The sequence below is a fragment of the Ardenticatenales bacterium genome (assembly GCA_020634515.1).
In the GTDB taxonomy this organism is placed as follows: domain Bacteria; phylum Chloroflexota; class Anaerolineae; order Promineifilales; family Promineifilaceae; genus JAGVTM01.
The window spans coordinates 760,376-786,009 of the sequence record JACKBL010000001.1; the positions used below are offsets into that span (position 1 = coordinate 760,376).

Below are 25,634 nucleotides of genomic sequence, written 5' to 3' on the forward strand. Positions count from 1 at the left end.
CGCACTTAGGCTATATTCTTTTTGTTGCACGAAAATTCGGAAAATTAAGCAAAAATCATAACGGCTAACCCGCTCGTGGGCGGAACTTGCCGAAGCCGATATGGCCTTCGGTAGGCTGGCTAAGTCGTTACCCAAAATTGTACTTATTCACCATCCAGAGGTGCGTCGCCTTTGCGAACGCGGTTTTCATGATGCAGCACCCTGCACAAGTGCGTCGTGCCTGATCAGACACCATTGCCGACTTTTCCGACCACAAAAAACGATCCAATCACCACTTTTTCAAGGAGTTAATTTTCAATGGTTTCCAGAAATGTCTTCCGACTGCTTCTGCCCCTCACGTGCGGTTTGCTGGTCGTAATGCTCGGCTGGCAAGGATTGCGCAGCACCGCGCAGGCCACGGCTGCCCCCCAGGCCGCAACCGCCTTCACCCGCGCCGACGAGCCAATAGTGGTCACCGGCGCGGACCTGCCTCAACTGACGGGTTCCCCCATTGACGAACTAGGCCTTTATGCCCTCCAGAGCGGTATCTGGGTCCCGATTCCATTTCAGGTTGACGAGGTAAACATCACAGGCACATACGTTATTGAGGAAGATGGCCTGCTGGATGAGAATGACGAACTCGTCTTCCTCGCGGACGACACGGGTGCGGAAGCATCCAACGACCAGTGGGTAGGGGATTTGGGTTCCCTGCTTTACCCGCGCGTCAGCATTCAAGCCACCGATCCGCTCTACGTGGGAGAAGAAGGTTGGGTATACCTCTATCGCTCCAGTACGTTGGCGAAATCGACCGTCAGCTACATCAGTTGGGATGCGGATACGGAAACGATTGCCGCCACAAATTACTCGGCCAGCTTTGACCAGACGAACTTCATTGGTCTATCCACCCTGTCCATCAATGGCTCTGGCGATATACTGGATCGACAAAAAGTGCGTGTGGATGTGACGCCGCTGGGTATGATCACGGAAGACGACCTGGCTATGTTCCTTTCCCAGCTTGGCTTGCCGTCCACGCTCACGGTAGCCGCGTTGGGGCCGATTCGGGCGGCCACGGGCAACCTGGCCGTCGGTATTGGTTTCGCGTTCTACGGATCGCGCATTGATCTGGACTTGACTTTTCCATTGAGTGATACCGTTATCGTCACCAACAATGTGCAACTGCCGCTGCAATTCCAATCGGCGTTTACGTCGTTGGACCTGCTAAATCCCACGCAGACGGGCATGGCTCCGGCGACTTATTACGACCCGAACGTGCCCGCCGGGGTGGCTATCGACGGCGCGGCGGACAGTGTGCCGGTGTCGCCGTGGCATAACTACTCTGTTGTTAGCGGCCAGGTGGGTACGATTGTGGATGTGATGGAGGTGGATCGCGGACAGGGGCATATTCGCAACTACTACATCGACAACAGCACGATTGATGATGCGGATACGGGGGATAGGAAGAGTTTCGGGAATGCCGGCATTGGCATCGAACGCAGCAACGCCAACACCGAAATCGGCCTGATCCAGATCAACCAGCGCTTCTACATCCTCACCGGACCGCAGGGCAACGTCGGCCCCGATTATGTCACCCGCACCGACAACCCCTTCACGACGACCACGGTCGGCGAAGTCAACCCCGACGCCAACTTCATCTTCCTGCCCGTCAACCTGCGTCCATAGCTCCGCCCTATTCCCCAATAAGACAGCCAGCAAACCTTTCGGGTCTGTTTGAAAAACAGACCCGAAGGGTCGTCGTGCCCGGAGAAGGGAGCCAGGCCTCGCTTTTCTCGCTGGGCGGCTCAACCGGCCCAATCTTCCGCCGTTGGTTCCTTTAACGTAATCCGCCGGAATGCCTCCGCGTGCGCGAAGCCTACGCGCTGCCCCACCTGCCGACTCCAATCCGTCAACCGTGGCTCCGGGTCCCAATCCCCCAACTGGCTCACGTGCTGCCGCAGCGCCTCAATTTTCTTCCCCAATGTTTCGCTGATGTCTTCGTAATAATTGGCCTCTGATGCCGGGTTGGATACGTAGACGTAGTTGACCTTGTGCCCCATCAGGCCAACTTCGTATAGGTCGGGATAGAGCAGGTTCATCTCGCTGGCGGGGAAAACGGCGTCAATGGCGGCTGTGGCCGCGGCGCGGTGGTCGGGGTGATTGACGCGCGAGTTGGTGGGGAAGAAGCTGGTGGGGTCGCCGCAGACGACGACGTTGGGGCGATGCTGGCGAATCAGGCGTACCAGTTCCTTGCGCAGCGCCAGTGTCGGCTCCAGCAGGCCATCATGATAGCCGAGGAAGACGCATTGGGAAATGCCGGCAACCCGCCCGGCCGCCTCCTGTTCCTGACGACGCACTTGTGCCAGCGCCTCCCGCGTCATCTCATTCTCATGGCTGCCCACGTTACCATCCGTGAGCAGCACATAAACAATCTCTGCGCCATGCCGCGCCCATCGGGCCGCCGTCCCCGCCACACCGAACTCAATATCATCCGGGTGGGCATAAATAAACATGGCTCGTTTAGGGATGTACTGCTTGGTCATAAGAGAAACTCCTTTGAAAATACCTGGTGGGGCGAGTTTCAAGAGATCTTCCCGGAAGCGCGATTTCAAGCCCCAGATGCCTCATCATTCAGATCATCTGGCATCAAAACAGCTTCCGAGAAGGTGGTCGTGAATAGTGACACTCGCCTGAAAAAAGTGGACAGTAGACGGTTGGCAGGGAACCGGCATTGTGGGCGTGGAGGCTTCCGTCGGCCCACGTATGGGGGGGACCCGGCTAAGGCCAATCCAGAAAAATACCGATCCGGAAAAGGCGCGATTTTCTGGATTGGCTTGAGGCTTTTTCGGTATGGAATAGGATCATTCAAATTCCGAAAAAGCCTCAAGCCGCGACGCCGGTCACCATAATAGGGATTTCGCCAGACGCGAGTAGTGGATGGCATTCGTCTCAACGGGCGCAGGGCGCCGAACTGACAACTTCTGCCTTGTCTGTTAAAATCATCGTAGGCTACGCTTTGCGGCGACGCACTGATCCAACCCGCGACAACACCTTGCCGGCGTTGGTTTGGCAGCAATGTTCTACCTCATTTCGCCGCCGCGAGAGCGTGGTCCATTCCGTTGCATAGGCCAGAATGCGGCAAACGGGTTGGGCGGTGACAGCACAGCGATGCGACATTACCGGAGTTACGACTGCTCCGTCGCCTTCGGGAAATGCCTCGGGCGTATATTGTAATCCTTCCCGGTTTTTCTGAAAGATCAACCGCCTCATCCTCACAATAATCTGACACGATCATCCCAAGGAAACTTACTTATGAGCAACTGGTACAACCTGGAGGCGGAGGCCGTTGTTGAGCAACTCCGCACAAACGCCACAACAGGTCTCACCCAGGCGGAAGCCCAACGGCGTCTGGTGGAAGTTGGTCCCAATGAACTCATTGACCGCGGCGTGAAAAGCCCCTGGCACATCCTGCTTGATCAGGTGCGTGACCTCATGGTTGTCATTCTGATTATCTCCGCCATCGTTTCCGCCTTCCTGGGCGAGTACACCGATGCCCTGGTAATCCTTCTCATTGTTATCTTGAACACGCTGCTGGGTTTTTCGCAGGAATACCGTGCCGAACAGGCTATTGCGGCCCTGAAAAAACTGGCCGTGCCCAACGTGCGCGTCCTGCGCGAAGGCAGGGCGCAGGAAATCTCCGCGCGCGATTTGGTTCCCGGCGACATCGTGGTGCTGGAAGCGGGCAATCTGGTTCCGGCGGATGGCCGCGTTCTGCAAAGCGCCAATTTGCGCGCGGAGGAGGCGGCGCTCACGGGGGAATCACATCCCGTGGACAAGAAAACGGGCGTGATCCGGCGGGAGCATATTTCCCTCGGTGACCGCGCTAACATGGTCTTCATGGGAACGGTGATCACCTTTGGGCGCGCGCAGGCGGTGGTTACAGAGACGGGCATGGCGACGGAATTGGGGAATGTGGCGGAGTTGATTCAGACAGTGGAGCGGGAACCTACGCCGCTCCAGCGCCGCCTGGACCGATTGGGCAAGACGTTGGCCTGGATATCGGTAGGCATTATTGCCGTCGTGGTGCTGTTGGGGTTACTGCGGGGAGAGGATTTGCGCGTTCTATTTCTCACGGGCATCAGCATGGCTGTGGCCGCGGTGCCGGAGGGGCTGCCCGCGGTGGTGACGATTACGCTGGCGTTGGGGTCGCAGCGGATGTTACGGCGACAGTCGTTGGTGCGAAAATTGCCGGCAGTGGAGACCCTCGGCTCTGTGACAGTGATTTGCTCGGACAAAACAGGCACGCTCACGGAGAACCGCATGACGGTGACTGTGCTGGACGTAGCGAATGAGGAATTGCAGGTAGATACCTTGCTGGAGGACGGTCGCCCCATTTTGCACGCGGAATTGGACCCGCGGCTACCGCCGCCGCGGCGCACGTTGGGTCTGATGGTGAAGGCGATGACGTTGTGCAATGATGCGGTGTTGGCCGCGGATCCGGAAAATAGTGTGCAACGGATCATTGGCGATCCCACGGAAGGCGCGCTGGTGATTGCCGCGGCGCAGCTTGGCGTGCAGAAGGGGGAATTGGAGGCCAAATGGCAGCGGGTGGCGGAAGCGCCATTTACGTCGGAGCGCAAGCGGATGACAACGGTACATCGCACGGTTCCGCTGACGGAAGGGGGGGCGGCGCCCTGGGGGGACGTGCCTTACGTGGCTTTCAGCAAAGGGGCGGTGGATAGCTTGCTGGAGATTTGTGATGCGATTTGGGTGGGGGACCGGGTGGTTTCGCTGAGCGAGGAGCACATGCGGGCGCGTATTGTGGAGGCGAATGCGCGCAAGGCGCAGCAGGGGCAACGGGTGCTGGGCGTCTCCTATCGTCCGGTGGAGGAGTTGCCGGATGGGGCTGAGGGGGTGCTGGCGTTGGAGACGGGGCAGATTTTTCTGGGGGTGATTGGGATGCTGGATCCGCCGCGTCCGGAGGTGAAGGAGGCGGTGCGGAAGGCGAAGAATGCCGGCATTCGTCCTGTCATGATCACCGGCGACCACCCCCTTACCGCCCATCACATCGCCCATGAACTGGGTATTACCGACAATGCCCACTTCCTCACCGGACCGGATCTGACCCACATGTCCCTGTCCGAACTGGAAGAGCGCGTTGGAGACGTGAACGTCTATGCCCGTGTTTCCCCGGAGCACAAACTCGGCATCGTGCAGGCATTGCAAGACAAGGGGCACATCGTAGCCATGACGGGGGATGGCGTCAACGACGCACCGGCCTTGAAGAAGGCGGACATTGGCGTGGCCATGGGCATTACGGGCACGGATGTTTCCAAGGAAGCCGCCGATATGATCCTGCTGGATGATAATTTCGCCACTATTGTGGCCGCCATTGAGGAAGGGCGCGTCATCTTCGACAACATCCGCAAATTCATCAAATACACGCTGTCCAGCAACACCGGGGAACTGCTCGTGATGCTGCTGGCTCCGTTCCTGGGCATGCCGCTGCCGTTGCTGCCGCTGCAAATCCTCTGGATCAACCTGGTGACGGATGGGCTGCCTGGCCTGGCGCTGGCCGTGGAGCCGGCTGAGCGGGGCATTATGAGACGGTCGCCGTTTCATCCGCAAGAGAGCATTTTCAGTCGCGGCATGGGGCGACAGATTATCTGGGTGGGTGTGTTGATGGGGCTGGTTTCGTTGGCAGTGGGGTATTTTTACTGGTGGCCGGACAAGCCCGCGGAAGGTGTATGGCAGACAATGGTGTTTACCACGCTCACGCTGTCGCAGATGGGCAATGCCCTGGCGATTCGGTCTAATATCGACTCGATTTTTACGATTGGTTTGCGCTCCAACAAGGCGGCAATTGCCTCTGTCGTGCTCACCTTTGCGCTGCAAATGATGGTGATCTACGTGGGGTTCTTCCAACGCATTTTCCGCACGGTGCCGCTGTCGCTGCGCGACCTGCTGCTGGCGTTGGTGTTGAGTACGGTTGTATTTTGGGCAGTGGAGATTGAGAAGTGGTGGATGCGTCGGCAACGGGCGTGAGGAAGTATGAGGTATGAGACGAGGAGTACGGATCAGGTCGTCAATTGAGCGAGATTTCTGGCTGCAGATGGCGCAATAGGGCGTTCTTGATTGATATTCTCCAGGAATGAATCAGTCTGAAAGAGGAGGTTTTTTTAGGTAACGGCTATGCTAGATTGGACCAATTTCCTCTGGTGAAAATGTCCATTGAGCGCGTGAAATTGGTCCAATCTCCAGACGGCGTTGGTAGTTACGTTTCTTGGACGGTCATTTAGGGGCGGGTGATTGCCGGCAAATAGATTTCGACATTGCCAAACGGGGGAATGGTGTCCACCTGGAAGTGAATGAATTCCGGCAACAATTGTACATTGCCCGCGGCGTCGGTCGCTTGCGCATTGATGTCGTGCCGGCCTTCGGATAGTCCGGTGATCAGCAGCGACCAGTTGCCGATCCCACTGACTGTTTGCCACGGTCCATCATCCACTTGAATCTGCACGGCAGCGATACCGGAGCCGCTGTCGCTGGCTGTCCCTGAGACCAGAACTTGTGAACTGGTAACGAGCTGGCCGTTCGCGGGCGTGAGGATGCTGGTGGTGGGCGGAGCAGCGTCAACCATGACGGTGGCGCTCTCTGTCCGTTCTACGCCCAGGTTGTCGGTGAAGCGGGCGATGTTGGTGATCACCGTGCCGTCTTCCGTATCCGGCTCTATGGTAATGGCGAAGCTAAGGGACTCGCTCTCGCCATCGTTCAAATTCATGTTCCAGTTGATGGCTGTTGTCGCGGGGTTGTAGCTGTATTGGCCGGCGGTGGCGGTGAGGCTGTTGGCGGTGTAGGTGGAGAATGCCGGCATTTCGTTCACCAACACCACGGACAACGGATAATACCCGCTGTTGCTCAACGTAACCGTATGCGTTACGCTGTTCCCCGGCTTCACAAAAGCGGCCGATGCCATCAACCCTGACCCTTCCAGGTAGTCATGTGGGATGAAATCCGGGTGTATCCAGATGTCCTGATCAAGGTAAGGAACCGGTCCCTTTTGCTGCGACCAAATCACCATCAAATGCCCCGGCGTGCCCTGGTGCATCAAGAATGGCTCCAACTTATACAGGTCCGATCCACTCGTTAGCGGTATCCGCGGCGACCATTCCGTACCATCCACGCTGATCTGGTAGAAGATGTTGAAGTCACTATTATTTTGGTGCGCATAGGCGACCATGAACGCTCCGCCCTCCAGCGCCAGGGGGCGGGAATCCTGATTCGTGCCGCCGGTGGTTATCAGAACCTCTGGGGCGCTCCAATCATGAATGTCGTTGCTCGTCTTGCCATACAGCTCCATGTTACCAATGCCAACTTCATAGGATACCAGATACAGCCCATCACTCTCCCGTTTCGTGACACGAGGCAGGGCGGACGCCCCGTCGCTGACCTGCGTGCGGTTGGTATCCCAACTCACGCCTTGATTTTGCGAGCGGGCAATGTAACTGGGGCCGCCGGCACGGTTATAGGTCATCGTTATGTAATTTCCGTCCTGGATGACGCTGGGATTCATTTCACCCATGGAACTCCAACCCAGATTGATTGGCCCTTGTTCGGTCCAGGTTATTCCATCTTCAGACGTGGCGCGATAAATACGGAAGTCGGTAAAGGTGTACGGTGCTCCCTTGTGATAGAAAAGCACCAGGTTTCCTGGCTCTAACTCAAGCAGCGCCGGGTGGCGTTCATTGTCCGAAGAAGTGATAATCGGATAGGGGACGCTCCAGGTAAGTCCATTGTCGCTGGACATGGTGGCCCATAAGTCTCCTGTAAAGCTTTCCAGGTTGAACTTCTCAAATATGAGCAGCAAATTTCCGTCAAATTGGCGCACCATCACGCTTTGAAAATCGCTATCGGGATCAACGTAAACAGCTTGACCGTCCGCGGAAAACGCTTGGCTGAAGCCATAAAGACTTACAATCAGCAAGACGAGTAACAAGTGGGTTTTCTTTAGGGACATAGCAACCGCCTGGCGTCTCTGAGCCGATGCAAGTAGAAAGACAGAGGCTGAAAGCGTTGTGCCGGCAAATGCCTCACGAAGTTGCCAACCAGGAATTAGTTTAGCAAGCTCCCTGTTCGCGCTTACGCAGGTGAGGTGCGGAGCGCGCGAGTTCAGGACGAAAGGAAAATCTCATACTGCCGGAGGTGATACTGCTACCACGCTATTTCACTGCAAAAATGCCATTTGCATCGAAAGAAATGAGGAATGAAAAAGAGTGAGGTCCATTTCGTGGGACCATCTAAATGAATACTTGCAACATCGATCTGTTTAGATGAACCGACCGCACGCTGTTACACAATTATCTTACAATCAACAGATTAGCTTTGACGTTAATTTTTGTCAATGGACTTAGGTAACAAACGCAGTGCAATTCCCGTAAATAAACAACGCAAATTCCTTGATTTAAGGCACAAACAGGCAATTTTCGCTATTTTCCTGAGCCAGTTTCGGCGAATTGTGCTGTATGGGACAACCCCGCGCTTCAGCAAAAGCCGGCGACTGTTTGCGAGAACGTGAAGATTCCGGCTTTTTAGGATATCAGGGGGGAGTGGAGGCTTCAGCCGGAACAGGGGGGAGTGGAGGCTTCAGCCGGAACGGTTCCGACAAAGTGGCTGTCCGCACAATTCCACTGATCTAATTGCGGACAGCCACTTACGTCATTTCTTCATCGACCCGGATAGGGCGGGCGAGGGACCAATCAAACGCGGCTATGTTTTCCGGCCCTGACAATTGCAGGGCTGCGTGTACGGCGTCAATATCCTGGCGCAGACGGATCACATCGACGCCGCGGCAGTGGTCTGGCAATGGGTTCAGCCATTGCCGCACACGCAGAAGCATTTTCATCGCGCCGCGATAGTTGCCCCGCTCAATTTGTAAATAACAAACGGCCACTTGCAGCAGCACGCGGTACAGGTCGCGCCCCGGACCATCGTCGGCCATCCAGGCGTGTTCCAGTTCCTCGTGTGCCGCGAAATACGCCCCGTCGTTGAAGTGGGCAATTCCCTGTTGGGCCGCCGCGGCTAACGGCTCCCGGCAGGCGGCCACCACGGCATCGGCGTCAACGATACGTGCGTGTTTCTGGAGCAGCGCAGGCAGCGACGCGGCGAAACGGGAGCGGGCGACCACGATGTCCGCGCCTACTGCCTGCGCCGTTCGTGCTGCTTCCGCGTCTACGTGGGGTCCATAACAAAGAATGGGCAGGCGGCGGGTAGCCGGGGAGGATTTGAGGTTGGCGATCCACTGTTGCCAGGGGATGTGGGGGTTTGCCAGGTCGAAGATCATGAGGGCGGGCTGCCAGCGCACGACTTGGTCTACCATTTTGCCGGCACGACCGAACAACCGCTCTCCAGGTACAGACATTGCCTCGGCTTCACCTTCCGCGCCAAACATCTGCTCGTCCCCAATCCAGGCCACCTCATACCCCAACCGTCGTGCCACGTTTTCGATTTTCACGGTAAACATCAGGTCGGCCACAAAGCCAACGATCAGCGGGGTGGAATTACTCATAACGTCATTGTAGCAAAATCAGCATGGACATACGACTATCCCAGGCGTGATCATGTCAATACAGACAAAAAAGGCGGCCTTCTTGGGGAAGGCCGCCTGTCGTTGGGGAGAGCATTTTTGGGGGCCGCAAAGCCCGCCACACCTGATGATGTTATTAGCTGCGTTGGCTGCTGCCATTCAGACGGAAGATGAAGTAGAGCAGTGTCATAAGGGATTGCACCGCCGCGGCCACGTAGGTCAATGCCGCCGCATCCAACACCTTGTTCACTCCCGCCATTTCCTGTTGGCTGAGGAACCCCTGACGCACCAGTAGGGCTTTGGCCCGCTTGCTGGCATCCAGTTCCACGGGCAGTGTGATCAGGGTGAAGGCCGTGGCTGCCGCGTAGAGGATGACGCCAACCCAGGCCAGGGCCGTCAGGTTCAGGAACAGACCGCCAAAGAACAACAGTGGCCCTAAACCACTGCCGATCTGCGTGGCGGGTACAATGGCGCTGCGCAGGGCCAGGGGGCCATAATGCTGCGCATCTTGCAGGGCGTGGCCCATTTCGTGCGCGGCTACCCCGACGGCGGCAATGCTGGGGCTGGCGTAGGTGGCTTCGCTCAGGCGCAAGGTTTTCGAGCGCGGGTCGTAATGGTCGGTGAGGAAACCGCGCGCCGCTTCGATCTTCACATTTTGCAACCCAAAAGAGTCCAGCAGCGCACGCGCGACCTGCGCGCCGGTGACGCCGCGCATCGTGCCCACGCGACTGTACTTTTGGAAGTTGCTTTGCACGCGGGATTGGGCGTAGAGGCCGAGCAGTAGTGCCGGCAAAACAAAAACAAGGTACAAAGGATCAAAATAAAACATGCCCGAAACTCCTTCTTGGCGCGCCACCTGAATAACAGGAGGGTGGACGCTTTCACACGGTTGATTTTGTCATTTTCCAGGAGGCAAGTCAAGCGTCAAGGCGCATTTCTAATAGATTTCTTGTGTATCTGCCCCCGTCCCCATCCATCGTTAATGTGTCACTTCATCTTCCTGATGAAACGATGCACGACCCCCTGCCCGGAAGCTTTTTGATGCGAAATGGCTCGAATCATGAGGCGCTTTTGTCCTGATAACGCGCTTCCGGGAAGGTCGATTGGTACCATATCCCTGAGGCCAAATAGATACGCCCGGTCTAGTAGACGCTTGTCTAACGCATTTCCCCGTTTCACGGTACAATCTGGGCACGAGCAACAGTCAACCGACAATAATCCACTGTCCACTACTAGGAGTTCCCCATGTCCACCAAGCTGCCAGAACGAAACGAAGTGCCCGTTGCATACACCTGGGATGTCGAAAGTATTTTTCCCACGCCCGCTGACTGGGCCGCGGCGGTTGAGGAGGTGAAGGCTGCTCTCCCAAACCTGGCGGCCTTTCAGGGCCGCCTGGCGGAAAGTGCGGCGGTGATGGCTGATTGGATGGCGGCTTATGAGGATGTGGTGGCGCAGGCATATCGTGTGTTTGTATATGCCGGCATGAACACCAGTGTAAACGCCGCCGACCAGACCGCCTCCGCCCAATCCGCCCGCGCCCGCGAACTCGTCGGCCAGGTCGCCACCATCACCGCCTTTGCCGAACCAGAAATGCTGCAAATCGGGTTTGATACCCTCCGGGATTGGGTGGCCGCGGAACAACGGCTTTCCATCTACGGCCATTACTTCGACAAACTGGCCCGGCGCGCCCCGCACGTCCGGTCCGCCGAGGTGGAGGCATTGCTGGGTCAGGTGAGCGATTTTGCCGGCACAGCCGCCGCCACCCACGGCATTCTCGTCAACACCGACCTCGCCTACGCCCCCGCCACCGACAGCGAAGGCGAAACCCATCCCGTTGCCCAAAGCACCATCGGCGGCCTCATCACCGACCCCGACCGGGACAAGCGCCGCAACGCCTGGATCAACTATGCCGACGCGCACCTGGCCTACAAAAACACCATGGCCAACTGCCTCAGTGCCGGCATCAAACGAGACGTTTTCTACGCCCGTGCCCGCCACTACCCTTCCTCCCTCGCCGCCTCCATGTCCGCCTACAACGTCCCCACCGAAGTCTTCCACAACACCATCAACACCTTCAAAGCCAACCTGCCCACCTGGCATCGCTACTGGCGCGTGCGTCGCCAGGCCCTCGGCTACGACACCCTGCACGAATGGGACATCAAGGCCCCCCTGACACAGCAAAAGCCCCACGTCCCTTTCTCCCAGGCCATCGACTGGATCAGTGCCGGCATGCAGCCATTGGGAGACGAATACGTGCGGATTTTGCGACGCGGCGCGCTGCAAGATCGCTGGGTAGACGTCTACCCCAACCAGGGCAAACGCATGGGCGCATACTCCACCGGCGCGCCCGGAACCCATCCATTCATCTTCATGAGCTATGTAGACGACCTGTTCAGCATGAGTACCCTGGCGCACGAATTGGGCCACTCTATGCACTCCTACTTCTCCCGCGAGAACCAACCGCTCGTCTACGCCCGCTACACCCTCTTTGAAGCCGAAGTCGCCTCCAACTTCAACCAGGCCATGACCCGCGGCTACCTGATGGAAAACTCCACCGATCCCGCCTTCCGCATCGCCGTCATCGAAGAAGCCATGTCCAACTTCCATCGCTACTTCTTCATCATGCCCACCCTCGCCCGCTTCGAGTTGGAGATTCACGAGCGCGCCGAACGGGGCGAACCCTTCACCGCCGACGATCTGATCAACCTCATGGCCGATCTGTTTGCCGAAGGATATGGCGACGAATTACAGATGGATCGCGAGCGCACGGGCATCACCTGGGCCATGTTTGCTACCCACCTGTACAGCAATTTCTACGTCTACCAATACACCACGGGCATTTCCGCCGCCCACGCCCTGGCGGAGCGCATCCTGCGTCACGAGCCAAACGCGGTGGATAACTACCTTGCCTTCCTCAAGTCCGGCGGCTCCCGCTATCCGCTGGACTCGCTGCGCCTGGCGGGCGTAGACATGCTTTCGCCGGAGCCGGTAGAGCAAACCTTCAAGGTGCTGGGGCGTATGGTAGACATGCTGGAGGACCTGCTGGGTGTTTCCTGAGAGGGGTGTCCGATTTGGAAAATCGGACTACAGACGGGTAGTCCAATTTTCTAAATCGGACCGTGGCTTGACCGTATCCGATTTGGCGAAGCGAGCAAGGATTGTCCGAATTGGAATACCGCGCCAGCCACGAAGACCGCCCATAACTTCTATAGTCGCGGGTCCGCCAACTGGTATAATTGCCCCATGCAAAGACGAATTGAGCAGCTAGGCGTAATACCTTACCTGGCGGTAGGGCTGATTTTGCTGGCCGTTGGCCTGCTGGCGCTGAATCACCTGACGACGCTCTGGCCCTTTGATGCTGCCCAGCGCATTGATTTGCTGCGCGCCCTGGCTCAGGACAGGGCGGATTCCGCCATGCTGCTGGAAGCGGCGCTGCCGGAGATGATCATTGCCTTTCTGTCTCTCGTGCTGGTCTCCGTGACCGGCCTGGTGTTGCCCCTGGCCTATTTTCTCAATCAACGGTTTGACCTGGGACACACGCATTATCTGGTAGCACTGCGGCAGGCGATGTGGTTGGGCGTTTGGGCGGCGTTTTCCGTCTGGCTGCGTATGAATCGCACGATGACGGTGGCCGCGGTGCTGCTGGTCGGGGCAGTTTTGTTGCTGGTGGAACTGCTGTTGCAGGTGCGGGCGCGGGCGGCGGCGGAGCAGCATGTGCTGAAGGAGGCGAAGTGAGCCAGGCGTTGTGGCGGCAAATTCCCGGCGTGGATCGGCTGTTGCAAATGCCGGCATCCACACCCCTCATCCACCAATACGGCCGCGAACTGACCGCCGAAGCCCTGCGCGCCATCCTCGACCACCAGCGCGCCCGCATCCGCGCCGCGCAGCCCGCCCAAATCGAACCGGACGCCCTTATCACCGCCGCCGCCGCCTGGCTGACCGACCTCGTCGCCCCCACCCTGCGCTCCGTCATCAACGCCACCGGCGTTATCCTGCACACCAACCTGGGGCGCGCCCCCCTTAGCCAGGCCGCCCAGGACGCCATCCAATCCGCCGCCGCCTACAGCACCCTCGAATACGACCTGCATGAGGGCAGCCGCGGCTCCCGGAGCGTCCACGCCGCTCAACTCCTCCAACGACTCACCGGCAGCGAAGCCGCCTTCGTCGTCAACAACAACGCCGCCGCCGTCCTCCTCATGCTGTCTGCCCTTTGCCGTGGGCGCGAAGTGATCATCAGCCGCGGTCAATTGGTGGAAATCGGGGGTGGCTTCCGCGTGCCGGAGGTGATGGCCCAATCCGGCTGCCGCCTGGTGGAAGTGGGAACCACCAACCGCACCCACCCGCGCGACTACGCGACGGCCATCAATGACCAGACGGCGGCCATTCTCGTGGCGCATCACTCTAACTACAAAATCGTGGGCTTTAGCAGCGAACCCTCCCTGGCGGAACTGGCGGAACTGGCCCACGCGCATGGCCTGCCCCTGCTCTATGACCAGGGTAGCGGCGCGCTGCTGGATACAACGCCGTATGGCCTGGAGGCGGAGCCGCTGGTTCCCGCCAGCCTGGCCGCCGGGGTTGACCTGATCGCTTTTAGCGGGGATAAGCTGCTGGGCGGACCGCAGGCGGGTATTTTGTGCGGACGGGCTGATCTGGTGGCGGAATGCCGGCATCATCCCCTCGCGCGCGCCATCCGAGCAGACAAACTCTGCCTGGCCGGCCTCGCCGCCACCCTCATCCCCTACCTCACCGGACGCGCGCCACGCGAGATTCCCGTCTGGCGCATGTTGTCCCGCTCCCCGGAATCCCTCACCGCCCAGGCCACAGCGTGGGCGACGGCGCTGGCGGACGTGGAAGCCCAAGTACAAACCATAGATGGTTTTTCCACCGTCGGCGGCGGCAGTTTGCCCGGAACGCAGCTTCCCAGCAAACTGCTGGCGATTGGCGACATCTCTCCGCACTGCCTGGCCTTGCATTTGCGCCGTGGCGACCCGCCCGTGATTGCGCGGGTGGCCGAGGACCACTTGCTGCTGGACCCACGCACGGTGCTGCCGGGGCAGGAGGGGGCGTTGTTGGCGATGGTGCGTGCCGGCATTTCCGCCTGCCGTGGAAGAGATAACACCCATGAATGAAAACACCCCCTTCACCCGCATCCTGGCCCTGGAAACCTCCTGCGACGAAACCTCCGCCGCCGTCGTCGAAAACGGCGGCCTCATCCTCAGCAACATCATCGCCAGCCAGACCGACCTCCACGCCCAATATGGCGGCGTCTTTCCCGAAGTCGCCTCGCGCAAACATATCGAAGTCGTCTACGCCGTCGTCAATCGCGCCATGAACGAAGCCCACGTCGGCTATGATGACCTGGACTGCATCGCCGTCACCCGTGGCCCCGGGCTGGTTGGCTCCCTCCTCGTCGGCATGAACGTCGCCAAAGGGCTGGCCCTGGGGCGCGGCAAACCCCTCCTCGGCGTCAACCACATCGAGGGGCACGTCTACTCCCTCTGGCTCACCGAACACGCCCCGGAAATCCGCTTTCCCGTTCTCACCCTCGTCGTCAGCGGCGGCCACACCGAACTCTACCTGATGACGGATCACGGGCAGTACCAGCACCTGGGCGGCACGCTCGATGACGCTGCCGGCGAAGCGTTCGACAAAGTTGGCCGCCTGCTCAATCTCCCCTATCCCGGCGGCCCTAGCATTGATGCCGCTTCTCGCTCCGGCAATCCCACCGCCTTCAAATTCCCGCGCGCTGTATTGGATGACTCCTTCAATTTCAGCTTCAGCGGCCTGAAGACAGCCGTCCTGCGCGCCACCAGGCGGTATGAGTCTGACCGTATGCCGGTCAGCGACCTGGCCGCCAGTTTTCAGGCGGCAGTGGTGGACGTGCTGGTGCAGAAAACGGCCCAGGCTGCCCACGCCTACAACGTCACCGCCGTGCATTTGGCCGGCGGCGTCTCCGCCAATCGACTGCTACGTCAGCAAATGTCCGCCCGACTCGATCTGCCGGTGCGTTACCCGCCGCCCATTTTGTGTACCGATAATGCGGCCATGATCGCCGCCGCCGCCCACTGGCACTTCATCAACGGCGAACAGCACACGCTCGACCTCGACGTCACCCCCAGCCTGCCATTAGTTTAGAGATTGGTTCATACTTCAAGAATAAACCAATCTAAAATCATTCCCATGACTCCTGTCTCTCGTATTTCCGCCGCATTTGCCCCCAAATCCTCCCGCCGCGCCGCCCTCATGCCCTATTTCACGCTGGGCTACCCCGACCGCGCCACCTCTCTAGCCGTCGTCGAAGCCATTGCTCCCTACAGCGACCTGTTGGAGTTAGGCGTCCCCTTCAGCGACCCCCTGGCGGATGGTCCCACCATCCAGCACAGCACGCAGGTCGCCCTGGAGCAGGGCGTCACCAGCCGCGCCTGCCTGGATATGGTGCGCGAACTGCGCCGGCGCGGCGTCACGCCGCCCATTTTACTGCTCGGCTATTACAATCCCATTCTCGCTTATGGGGAAGCCGCCTACGCCCGCGACGCGGCGGCGGCAGGCGTAGACGGCCTGATTGTGCCCGACCTGCCGCCGGAGGAGGCGGATTCGCTGGTGACGGCGCTGACCGCCGAAGGTCTCGTCCTCATCCACTTCCTCGCGCCCACCAGCAGCCCGGATCGGGTGCGAACCGTTTTGCGGCAGGCGCAGGGCTTCATCTACATGGTCAGCGTCACGGGCGTGACGGGGGCGCGGGCGCAGGTGTCCGCCAATCTGGAACAGTTTGTGCGCCAGGTGCGCGCCCAGACGGACATCCCCCTTGCCGTAGGCTTTGGCGTGAGTACGCCCGCGCAAGCCGGGCAGATCGGGCAGTTCGCCGATGGCGTCATCGTCGGCAGCGCCCTGATCAACGCCGTGGACGTCGCCGCCGACAAACCCGCCGCTGCCGTCCAATTCGTGCAGACCCTGGCTGCCGGTCTCTCCAAACCCACCACCCACCAACAGCCGCCAACTGAAAACTGAAAACCATGCCCAACCACCTGATCAACGAAACCAGCCCTTATCTGCTGCAACACGCCCACAACCCCGTGGACTGGTATCCCTGGGGTGAGGAAGCCCTGGCCCTGGCCCGCAGCCAGGACAAGCCCATCCTCCTCAGCATTGGTTATGCCGCCTGCCACTGGTGCCACGTCATGGCCCATGAATCCTTCGAGGATGAGGAGACGGCGGCCTACATGAACCGCCATTTCGTCAACGTCAAAGTGGACCGCGAGGAGCGCCCCGATCTGGACAGCATCTACATGCAGGCGGTGATCGCCCTCACGCGCAGCGGCGGTTGGCCCATGACGGTTTTCCTCACGCCAGAAGGGGAGCCTTTCTACGGCGGCACATATTTCCCGCCCGCGCCGCGCTACGGGATGCCCAGCTTCCACCAGATTCTGGCCAGCGTCAGCCAGGCGTGGCGTGACCGACGCGCGGAAGTGCGCCAGGGCGCGAGCGAGCTGGCGCGCCACATCCAGCAGGACATGAATCTGATGGCGCGTGGGCCGGCATTGGATGCCGATTTGCTGCCCCGTGCCATCGTCCAGATTCAGCGCGGCTATGACCGGACGTGGGGCGGCTTTGGCGGCGCGCCCAAATTCCCGCAGCCGATGACGATTGAATTCCTGCTACGTCACCATGCGCGTTTTGGCGACCAGGATGCGCTGGCGATGGCCGAGCATACGCTGCAAATGATGGCCCGCGGTGGCATGTACGATCAGATTGGGGGGGGATTTGCCCGCTACGCGACCGATGACCATTGGCTCGTGCCCCATTTTGAGAAGATGCTCTACGACAACGCGCAGTTGAGTCGGGTCTACTTGCATGCCTGGCAGGTGACGGGCAATCCGTTTTATCGGCGCGTGGTGGAGGAGGTGCTGGATTACGTCCTGCGTGAGATGCGCCATCCTGAGGGCGGTTTTTACAGCAGCCAGGACGCGGACAGCGAGGGCGTGGAAGGCAAGTTTTATGTCTGGCAGTTGGATGAGATTGAGGCGGTGTTGGGCGAGGATGCGGACCTGTTCGTGCGTGCTTACGGCGTCATGCGGCAAGGCAATTGGGAAGGCGAGAACATTCTTCACCTGCCACGCCCCATTTCGGAAACGGAATGGACGCGGCTGGCGGCGGCGCGACGGCGGCTTTATGAGGCGCGGGCGCGGCGTGTGTGGCCGGGATTGGATGATAAGGTGCTGACGGCGTGGAATGGTTTGATGATGCCGGCATTTGCCGAAGCCGGACGCGCATTACAACGACCTGACTACGTGCAGGCCGCCGTGGACAACGCCGAATTCTTGTGGCGGACAATGCGCCAACCCAATGGCCGCCTGTGGCGGACCTGGAAAGCGGGTGCGACGGCGCGATACAACGGCTATCTGGAGGATTACGCCTACCTCGCGGATGGGCTGCTGGCCTTGTACCAGACCGTATTTGACGAGCGTTGGTTTGCCTGGGCGACCGAACTGGCGGACATCATGCTCACCCATTTTGCCGACGAAGCGCATGGTGGCTTCTTCGACACCTCCGATGACCATGAGGCGCTGATCCAGCGGCCCAAGGATTTGCAGGACAACGCCGTGCCCAGCGGCAACAGCATGGCCGCGCACGTGCTGCTGACGTTGGGGTTGTACACGGGGGAGGACCGGTACACGGCCGCCGCCGAGGCGACGGTTTCCGCGCTACAAGGGGCGATGTCCCAGTATCCCACGGGTTTCGCGCACTGGTTGTCGGCGGCTGCTTTTGTGCTGGCGCAGCCGCAAGAGATCGCCATCGTGGGCCGCCCACAGGCGGAGGATACGCGGGCATTGCTGGCGCGCGTTCGCCATCCCTATCGCCCTTTTCAAGTTGTAGCCGTGGCGGCTCCGGAAGAAGCGTCGCGGGTTCCGCTGCTCCAGCAGCGAGGGCAATTAGAGGGGCGGGCGACGGCTTATGTGTGCCGGCATTTTACCTGTCAACGCCCCGTCACATCACCAGACGCCCTCGCCGACCAACTGGCGCGGACCGCGCCCTAACCATTCATCATGGGGGAATATCACATGATCACACGTTACATCCGCACAGCCTTGATAGGGTTTGCCCTATTCTTGATCCTGGTCATTGGTGGCCTGTTGCTGGCCAGTCGCCTGTTCAACTTCATTCTCTTCGCCCCCCGCGACCTGAGCCTGGTTGTAGCCGCGCCGCAGCAGACCACCGTGGGCGCTCAGGTTCCACTGCAAATCACCATCGCCAACGAAGGCGAAGACGCGCTCAATATCGACCACATTGAGATCAGCCGCGCCTATTTTCGCGCCATGACCGTCCTGAGCAGCGACCCACCTTTCCTGACCGAGGCATCTTCACGTAATTGGGAAATATATGGCTACGCCATTTCCCTTGCGCCCGGCCAGAGCATGGACATCAACCTGACGGCGCAGGCGCAAACAGTGGGCAACTATCAGGGCGAGTTGGATGTGTGCGTTAGCGATCTGCGCTGCCGCCGCGTCGCCCTCGTCACGCGCATCGAACCATAACGTTCGCCATCTCTGGCCCCACGGTCAACCGTCCGCACAACCACCATTTCCTTATGAAAAATCGCTACCTGACCCTGTTATCGCTCATTGCCCTGCTCCTGGCGGGTACCATTTTCACGCTGGGCGTGGGACGCAGCCGCGCCCACAAGTTGGTTCACCCGGAACGCTCCTACCCACAGCGCACGCCCGACGAGTTTGGCATTGAGAACTGGCAAAGTATTACGTTGACTACGGAAGACGGACTGCGTCTGGCCGCCTGGTACATCCCGCCGCGCCCGGAGACGGATGGCGCGGCGGTGATTTTTGCGCATGGTTTTGGCGGCAATCGAGCGAATTTGCTGTTGCAGGCGTCTATGTTGGTCCAGCGTGGTTACGGGGCATTGCTGTTCGACTTCCGTAATCATGGCGATAGTGAGGGAACGATCACGACGCTGGGGTTGTTGGAGGAAAAGGATGTGGCGGCGGCGCTGGAGTACGTGCTGGCGCAGCCGGAGGCGAACCCGGACCGGATTGGGCTGGTGGGGCATTCGATGGGCGGGGCGACGGTGCTGCGAGCGGCGGCGCGGCTGCCGGAGATTGACGCGGTGGTGGCGGAGAGCAGTTATACCAGCCTGGAGGATAATGTGGTGGAAGGGGTGCGGTATATTGCGCATTTGCCGGCATTCCCCTTTGCCCCCATGATCATCTACTTCGGCCAAAAAGAAGCCGGACTGGACATCACCCTCGTGCGCCCCATTGAAGATGTCCCCCTGATCGCCCCGCGCCCCATCCTCTTCATCCACGGCGAAGCCGACCGCCTCATCCTGCCCGACAACAGCCGCCGCCTCTTCGCCGCCGCCAACGAACCAAAGGAACTGTACCTCCTCCCCGACGTAAACCACATCGGCGTGCTGGAACAGGACACCGTGGACTTTGAAGACCACTTCGTCACCTTTTTCGACACCTATCTCCTGGGCAAGTAGAAGATAGTGAACAAGGGATAGTGGCCGACTACCCGCCCTCATTCGTTTTCCATTGTAACCACCTTTCCGTTTTCCGTTGATTGTTGATTCATCCAGGAGGGGAAATGACGCACAATCGCCTGGGAACCCTGAGCGCCGCCCTGTTCGGCGGCGGCTGGCTCATCGCCGTTGCCATCAACATTTTCTTCTGGCTACCACAGTCGTGGGGGATTGATCCCGCCTTTTACGAAGATAGCCAACGTTATCTGCAATTTGTCTACGACAACGCCATCACCTGGCGTGTCTTCCACATTGGCGCCACAACCGGGTTGGTTGGGCTGATCCTGCTCATTCCCGCCCTGGGCGCGCTGCGCCGCGACGACGTGCGCCAGCCCCTGTTCACCGCCGCCGGCGTCGTGGGGGCGGCGGCGGGGCTGCTCGCCAGCCTCATCGACCACCTGGGCACACCCGTGCTGGCGCGCTACAGCGCCGGCGGCAGCCAGACGGCGCGCATCGTCTGGGAATTCATGGAGCCGTGGCGCGACGGCGGGCTAAAAACGGTCAGCTTCTGGCTGCTGGGAGCATGGGCCTTGTGGATGGCGGGACTTTGGTTGGGCGCGAACCGGCGGCTGGGTCGGTTTAGCCAGATCATGGGCGCGGCGTTGCTGCTGTTGGCCCTGCTGGAGACGCTGCTACCCCTGCCCTGGCGCAATACCTGGGGAGAGACGGGTCTGGCCGGATTGTCCTTGCTACTGCTGCCCGTGTGGGGGCTGTGGGTGGCCCGCTGGTTCTGGCAGCGCGAACTGGCGACCTGAAATGGCGTCGTTTTGGCGTGGGGCAAACGTCTCGCCGGCCTATCTCGCCTCTGGTAAACTTGCGCCATGAAACAGCGAAAATCTGCTCCTATCCTGACGACATTGGTGGCCTTGCTGGTTGTGGCGGCGGCGGTGGCCCTGGGCTGGCGGTTGGTGCGCGGCGACAACAGCCTGCTGCGCAACGTTAGCCTCAGCGCCCCACGCATCACGCCCAACGCCGACGGCGACACAGACGCCGTTCTCATTCAATATGAACTGTCGCGCAATGCGGTGGTTTCCATCACCTTCCAGGACGCGGACGGGCAAATGTATCTTTTCCGCGACGAACGAGTACGCGGCGCGGGGGAGTACAGCGTCTACTTCAGCGGCGTGGTGGCGGGGTATACGCTGCCGGATGAGGTGGCGCAGGGCCAGATTTTGACGCGACTGCTGCGTGATGGGGTGTACACGTGGCGGATTGCGGCTACGGACATGCGCGGGCAGGTTGAGACGCAAACGGGTTCGCTGGAGATTGCCGACGCGGATACGGCGCTGCCGGAGATGCGCGCTTTTGAACTGGACCGCGCTCTGTTTACGCCGAATCAGGATGGTATCGACGACCGCGTGCAAATTCAGTTTGTGCTGCAAAAGCAGGCGGATGTGCGCGTTTTCTTGCAGACGGCGGAAGGGGGCGAGATACCGATTGGCGAGTTGGAGCGAAATGTGCCGGCAGGAATGCCCGGACGACACGTGTATGACTACGAAGGGGGCGTGGACAACGGCGAAACGCCGCCGCCCGATGGAACCTACTTGATCGTAGGGCTGGCCCAGGATGCCGAGGGGCAGCAAATGCGCGTGGAACAGCCCCTGACCATCCGCTACGGCGGCGTGCCGCGCGCGGACATCGTGGCCCCGCCGGTGGGGCATCAGCTCCAGTTCAACGCCACCGCCGTGGCCTTGTGCGACACCCTCTATTTCACCCTGACCGTGGAAAATTACGGCACAACGCCCATCCGCACCACCGGTCCCGATTCAGGAACCGTCTACGACTCCGAGTGGAATTACAACACGCTGGGCTGGTTCACGGAATCGGGCGCGTGGCGCGTAGCCATTGGCTACGAAAACCAGTTGTCCGATTATCCCTATCGCTGGGCTGTTGGCGGGACTGATGCCCTGGAGACCATTGATGGCTACCCGTACCTGATGCCCGGCCAGCGGGCCGTGGTCACGGGAGGTATTCGCATGACCGGCCCGCTGGGGCAGCGCAATCCGCAGCCGATGTGGGCGGGTCTGATTCATGAGGATGTGGAGATTTCGGAGTTCAACAATCGCGTGGATACGCAGGCGATCTTGATCGATCTGCCCGATCCGGAGCATCGGGAGCCGTGCGCGCCCCGCGATGTCCCGCATAAGGTGGAACCGGCGGCCACGATCCCTTGAGGCGGATACCTTAGTCATTGTTGAGTAGATCGGTGGATTTCTGCCGGCACTTTCGCCCCCCTGATATAATGACCTGAATTTCGCTGTTGGGTGCGGGGTGGTGGTCCTCGCTAAACATTTCTTTTCCGCACAGTAGGTCAAATATCAAACCGCTCATGAAACATCGACATATCCTCATATTGCTGTTGTCTGGGTTGCTGCTCGCTGCCTGTGCCCCGCGCGTCGAATTGGTGGAAGTCACCCGCGAGGTGATGGAAACGCCTACGGCGGGGCCGACGGCGACCCTGGTTCCGCCGCGCATCGTCACGGAGCAGGTGGCTGTGACGCGGGTGGTAACGGAGACGGTGATGGAGGTGATGGAAGTGACGCCGCCGCCGCCAGGGAGCGCGGAACGTCCCGTTTTGCTGCTCTTCCCGCCGACTTACGCGGAGGGCATCATTAACGGGCGCAGCCAGGCATTGGTGCAAGCGCTGGTGGCGACGACGGGGATGCAGTTTGAGGCGCGGATTCCGGAAAGTATGGCGGCGACGGTCGATTTGTTGTGCGCGGAAGGGGATCGGGCGGTGGCGTTTTTGCCGGCACTTCCTACCGTATGGGCGCAGCAGCAGTGCGGCGCGCAGCCGGGTCTGGTGGGCGAACGATTTGATTTTTCGTGGCATGCCGGCATGTTCGTCATCCCCGCCGGCCAATCCATCACCACCCTCGCCGACCTCGAAGGCAAACGCTGGGGCATTCCCGGCGATCAGGCCGTCGCCAACTACCAGATAGCCGCCGCCCAACTGCAAGAGATGGGTATCACGCCCGGCGAAATTATCACCTACCAGGGTGACAGCAACGCCCTGTTGGGCCTGCTAAATGGCGAAGTAGACTTCGTCACCGCCTCTTACAATCCGCCCCTCATGCCCTACGAAGAGCGCTTGTGGCAGTACGGCGTGGATCGGCCCGAAGTATGGCGGCAGTTGGGGATTCCTCCCAGCCGCCACCCCATTGGCTACATCGAAGTTATCTATGGCGGCCCGGAAAACGGTGGCTATCGCGTTCGAGATGCCCGCGCCGCCCTCTTTGACATTCGCCCAGAGATTTTCGACGTGACGCGCATCCTCGCTCTCACGCCGCCCATCCCCAACGGCGCGCTTGTATTCGGCGGCGACCTGCCCTATGGTTTGGCCGTGCAAATGATGCAGGCCGTTTTGGATTTTGGCGCGTCGGACGCCTGCGCCCAATCCATTTGCTCCCCGGACTTCTACAACTGGTCGGGTATCGCTCCCGCCGACAACGCCGCCTACGCTCCTGTGCGCGACCTGCTGCAAACGCAGCAACTAGACGCCGCTGCCGTGTACGCCGCGGATGTGGAGTGGTAAACGTCATCTTCCCGGAAGCTGAGAGCTTCCGGGAAGATGTAGCTGGTATTTATGCTTGATATTGCCGTCATCATCGTCAGTTGGAACGTGCGCGACTATCTCGCGGGCTGCCTCACCTCCTTGTACGCCGACCTGGGGCGTAGCAACCTGGTGGGCGAAGTGTGGGTGGTGGATAATGGCTCCACGGATGGCACGCAGGCGTTGTTGACCGACCTATATCCCCAGGCGCACCTGCTGCAAAATCAGAAAAACGTTGGTTTTGGGGTGGCAAATAACCAGGGGATGCAAGCGGCGCTGGCGCAAACGGAAGGAATTCGTTACTTTCTGCTCCTCAACCCGGATACGTTGGTGCGCCCGTATGCGTTGAAGCACCTGGCGGCTTGCCTGGATGCGCGCCCGGAAACGGGGCTGGCCGGTCCGCATCTGGTCTACGGGGATGGCCGGTTTCAGCACAGCGCGTTCGCTTTTCCCGGACTGGCGCAGTTGACGTTCGATCTGTGGCCGGTTCCGGGGCGTTGGTATGAAAGCCGCCTGAACGGGCGCTATCCGCGCCGCTATTTTCATGGGCGACGCACGCCGTTTGCGGTCGATTTTGTGCTGGGGGCGGCGATGATGGTGCGCCGCGATGTGGCGGAATCAACGGGGGGATTTGACGAGTCGTTTTACATGTATTGTGAGGAGATTGATTGGTGCTGGCGTATTCGGGAGGCGGGGTGGTCAATTGATACGGTTCCCCAGGCGCAGATTGTGCATTTTGGTGGGGAGAGTACGAAGCAAGTGCCGGCAAATTCCATCCTCAATCTCTGGCGCAGCCGTGCCCAACTGTACCAGAAGCATCACAGCAAACCCACCTTATGGCTCTCCAGCCAGTTGGCCCAGCGTGGCCTGAGCCGCAAGGCGCGCCGCGCCGGCGACCCGCGTCTGCGCCAGGCATACAACGAATCCGCCGCCATCTGGCGCGACGCCCGCCGCAAAATCGCCGAGAAAAAATAAGGAGCCAGACGTGGCGCTGACCGCCGTCATTCTCACGCTCAATGAAGCCGAGCATATTGTCGCCTGCATCGACAGCCTCCGTTGGGCGGATCGCATCCTCGTGTTCGATTCCTACAGCCAGGATGACACACCCGCGCTGGCGCGGGCGGCGGGCGCGGATGTGCGGCAGCACGCCTTCGCCAACTATGCCGCGCAGCGGAACGCCGCTCTGGATGCCGTGCAAACGGATTGGGTCTTCTTCGTGGATGCGGATGAGCGGGGCACGCCCGCGCTTGCCGCGGAAATTGGCCGCGTGACGCGGGAACGGGCGGAGGCGGGCTGGTATGTTCCGCGACACAATTATATTTTTGGCAAACTCACAAAGGGGGCGGGCTGGTTCCCGGATTATCAATTGCGCCTGTTTCGGCACGGGCGTGTGCGCTACGAGCGTCCGGTGCATGAGGTGGCCGTGGTGGATGGGGCTATTGGCTATCTGGCGCAGCCGCTGCTGCATTACAATTACCGCGATCCGGCCCATTTTCATGAGAAGCAGCGGAAGTATGTTGTTTTTGATGCCGGCATCTTACAGCAACAAGGCATCGTCCCCCACATCTACACCCCCATCACCCAACCCCTGCGCCAGTTCTGGTGGCGCTTCGTCACCCTTCACGGCTACCGCGACGGCCTGCACGGTTTGCGCCTCAGCCTGTACCTGGCCTACTACGAATGGCTGAAATACCGCCAATTACGACGGATAACGGCCAGCGCGTGACGGATAACGGGATTCAGGCCACCATATGCGGCTGATTGGGGGCGGGGAGAACCACCCAGTCCAGCGTTTGTACCCGCAGCAGCAGCTCGCGCACCTGCTGGTTGGGCAGCATCACCAGCACATGCCGCCCCGCCTCATCCGTCCATTGCCGCCCCTGACCCACGGGCAGCCATGTGTCCTCTAGTAAGACCCGTCGCACCTGCACGGCCCCATTGGACATAAACTTGCATTCAACACTAATCGCTTTCACGGAACAGGCCCTTTT

20 protein-coding genes are annotated in these 25,634 nt (G+C 60.0%); 15 read left to right on the forward strand and 5 right to left on the reverse strand.

Annotation, left to right across the window (positions count from 1 at the left end; all coding sequences use genetic code 11):
* Positions 1-297: 297 nt before the first annotated feature.
* Positions 298-1,659 (forward strand): hypothetical protein, encoded by a 1,362-nt coding sequence (locus H6650_02865; GenBank protein ID MCB8950933.1) that lies wholly within the window; start codon positions 298-300, stop codon positions 1,657-1,659.
* Between the two features lie 119 nt (positions 1,660-1,778).
* On the opposite strand, the gene H6650_02870 is transcribed toward H6650_02865, so the two are convergent.
* Positions 1,779-2,486 (reverse strand): PIG-L family deacetylase, encoded by a 708-nt coding sequence (locus H6650_02870; protein ID MCB8950934.1) that lies wholly within the window; start codon positions 2,484-2,486, stop codon positions 1,779-1,781.
* Between the two features lie 799 nt (positions 2,487-3,285).
* On the opposite strand from H6650_02870, the gene H6650_02875 reads away from it, so the two are divergent.
* Positions 3,286-6,018, forward strand: coding sequence for a cation-translocating P-type ATPase (locus tag H6650_02875; protein MCB8950935.1), 2,733 nt, complete (start codon positions 3,286-3,288; stop codon positions 6,016-6,018).
* A gap of 250 nt (positions 6,019-6,268) precedes the next feature.
* Here H6650_02875 and H6650_02880 read toward each other — a convergent pair whose 3' ends face one another.
* The 3 genes from H6650_02880 to H6650_02890 form a co-directional block, all read right to left on the reverse strand.
* Complete coding sequence (locus tag H6650_02880; protein ID MCB8950936.1) at positions 6,269-7,990, reverse strand: exo-alpha-sialidase; 1,722 nt, start codon at positions 7,988-7,990, stop codon at positions 6,269-6,271.
* Between the two features lie 693 nt (positions 7,991-8,683).
* Positions 8,684-9,538: a DUF309 domain-containing protein gene (locus tag H6650_02885; GenBank protein MCB8950937.1), complete on the reverse strand. Its 855-nt coding sequence runs from the start codon at positions 9,536-9,538 to the stop codon at positions 8,684-8,686.
* Positions 9,539-9,692: 154 nt separating this feature from the next.
* Positions 9,693-10,385 (reverse strand): zinc metallopeptidase, encoded by a 693-nt coding sequence (locus H6650_02890; protein MCB8950938.1) that lies wholly within the window; start codon positions 10,383-10,385, stop codon positions 9,693-9,695.
* A gap of 416 nt (positions 10,386-10,801) precedes the next feature.
* Between H6650_02890 and pepF the strand changes: the two genes are divergently transcribed.
* From pepF to H6650_02955, 13 genes are all read left to right on the forward strand, one after another.
* Complete coding sequence (gene pepF / locus H6650_02895) at positions 10,802-12,613, forward strand: oligoendopeptidase F (protein ID MCB8950939.1); 1,812 nt, start codon at positions 10,802-10,804, stop codon at positions 12,611-12,613.
* Positions 12,614-12,799: 186 nt separating this feature from the next.
* The gene (locus H6650_02900) at positions 12,800-13,291 is read left to right on the forward strand and encodes a hypothetical protein (GenBank protein MCB8950940.1); all 492 of its coding nucleotides are present in this window, start codon (positions 12,800-12,802) and stop codon (positions 13,289-13,291) included.
* A 47-nt stretch (positions 13,292-13,338) separates the two neighbouring features.
* The gene (locus H6650_02905; protein ID MCB8950941.1) at positions 13,339-14,685 is read left to right on the forward strand and encodes an L-seryl-tRNA(Sec) selenium transferase; all 1,347 of its coding nucleotides are present in this window, start codon (positions 13,339-13,341) and stop codon (positions 14,683-14,685) included.
* Entirely contained in the window at positions 14,678-15,691 is a 1,014-nt protein-coding gene (gene tsaD, locus H6650_02910; GenBank protein ID MCB8950942.1) for a tRNA (adenosine(37)-N6)-threonylcarbamoyltransferase complex transferase subunit TsaD, read from the forward strand. The genes H6650_02905 and tsaD overlap by 8 nt, the downstream gene beginning before the upstream one ends.
* Positions 15,692-15,736: 45 nt before the next feature.
* Positions 15,737-16,564 carry a tryptophan synthase subunit alpha gene (locus tag H6650_02915; GenBank protein ID MCB8950943.1) on the forward strand — a complete coding sequence of 276 codons (828 nt, stop codon included), beginning with the start codon at positions 15,737-15,739 and terminating at the stop codon, positions 16,562-16,564.
* 5 nt (positions 16,565-16,569) lie between these two features.
* Positions 16,570-18,591: a thioredoxin domain-containing protein gene (locus H6650_02920; protein MCB8950944.1), complete on the forward strand. Its 2,022-nt coding sequence runs from the start codon at positions 16,570-16,572 to the stop codon at positions 18,589-18,591.
* A 24-nt stretch (positions 18,592-18,615) separates the two neighbouring features.
* Positions 18,616-19,089: a hypothetical protein gene (locus H6650_02925; protein ID MCB8950945.1), complete on the forward strand. Its 474-nt coding sequence runs from the start codon at positions 18,616-18,618 to the stop codon at positions 19,087-19,089.
* Between the two features lie 53 nt (positions 19,090-19,142).
* Entirely contained in the window at positions 19,143-20,051 is a 909-nt protein-coding gene (locus H6650_02930; protein ID MCB8950946.1) for an alpha/beta hydrolase, read from the forward strand.
* A gap of 104 nt (positions 20,052-20,155) precedes the next feature.
* Complete coding sequence (locus tag H6650_02935; GenBank protein ID MCB8950947.1) at positions 20,156-20,845, forward strand: hypothetical protein; 690 nt, start codon at positions 20,156-20,158, stop codon at positions 20,843-20,845.
* Positions 20,846-20,911: 66 nt separating this feature from the next.
* A complete protein-coding gene (locus H6650_02940) occupies positions 20,912-22,264 on the forward strand; it encodes a hypothetical protein (protein ID MCB8950948.1) in 1,353 nt (450 codons plus the stop codon).
* Positions 22,265-22,419: 155 nt separating this feature from the next.
* Positions 22,420-23,625, forward strand: coding sequence for a PhnD/SsuA/transferrin family substrate-binding protein (locus tag H6650_02945; GenBank protein MCB8950949.1), 1,206 nt, complete (start codon positions 22,420-22,422; stop codon positions 23,623-23,625).
* 51 nt (positions 23,626-23,676) lie between these two features.
* Entirely contained in the window at positions 23,677-24,618 is a 942-nt protein-coding gene (locus H6650_02950) for a glycosyltransferase family 2 protein (GenBank protein ID MCB8950950.1), read from the forward strand.
* A 10-nt stretch (positions 24,619-24,628) separates the two neighbouring features.
* On the forward strand, positions 24,629-25,369 hold the full coding sequence (locus H6650_02955; protein ID MCB8950951.1) for a glycosyltransferase family 2 protein: 741 nt from the start codon (positions 24,629-24,631) through the stop codon (positions 25,367-25,369).
* 13 nt (positions 25,370-25,382) lie between these two features.
* Here H6650_02955 and H6650_02960 read toward each other — a convergent pair whose 3' ends face one another.
* Positions 25,383-25,589: a hypothetical protein gene (locus tag H6650_02960; GenBank protein MCB8950952.1), complete on the reverse strand. Its 207-nt coding sequence runs from the start codon at positions 25,587-25,589 to the stop codon at positions 25,383-25,385.
* Positions 25,590-25,634 lie beyond the last annotated feature (45 nt).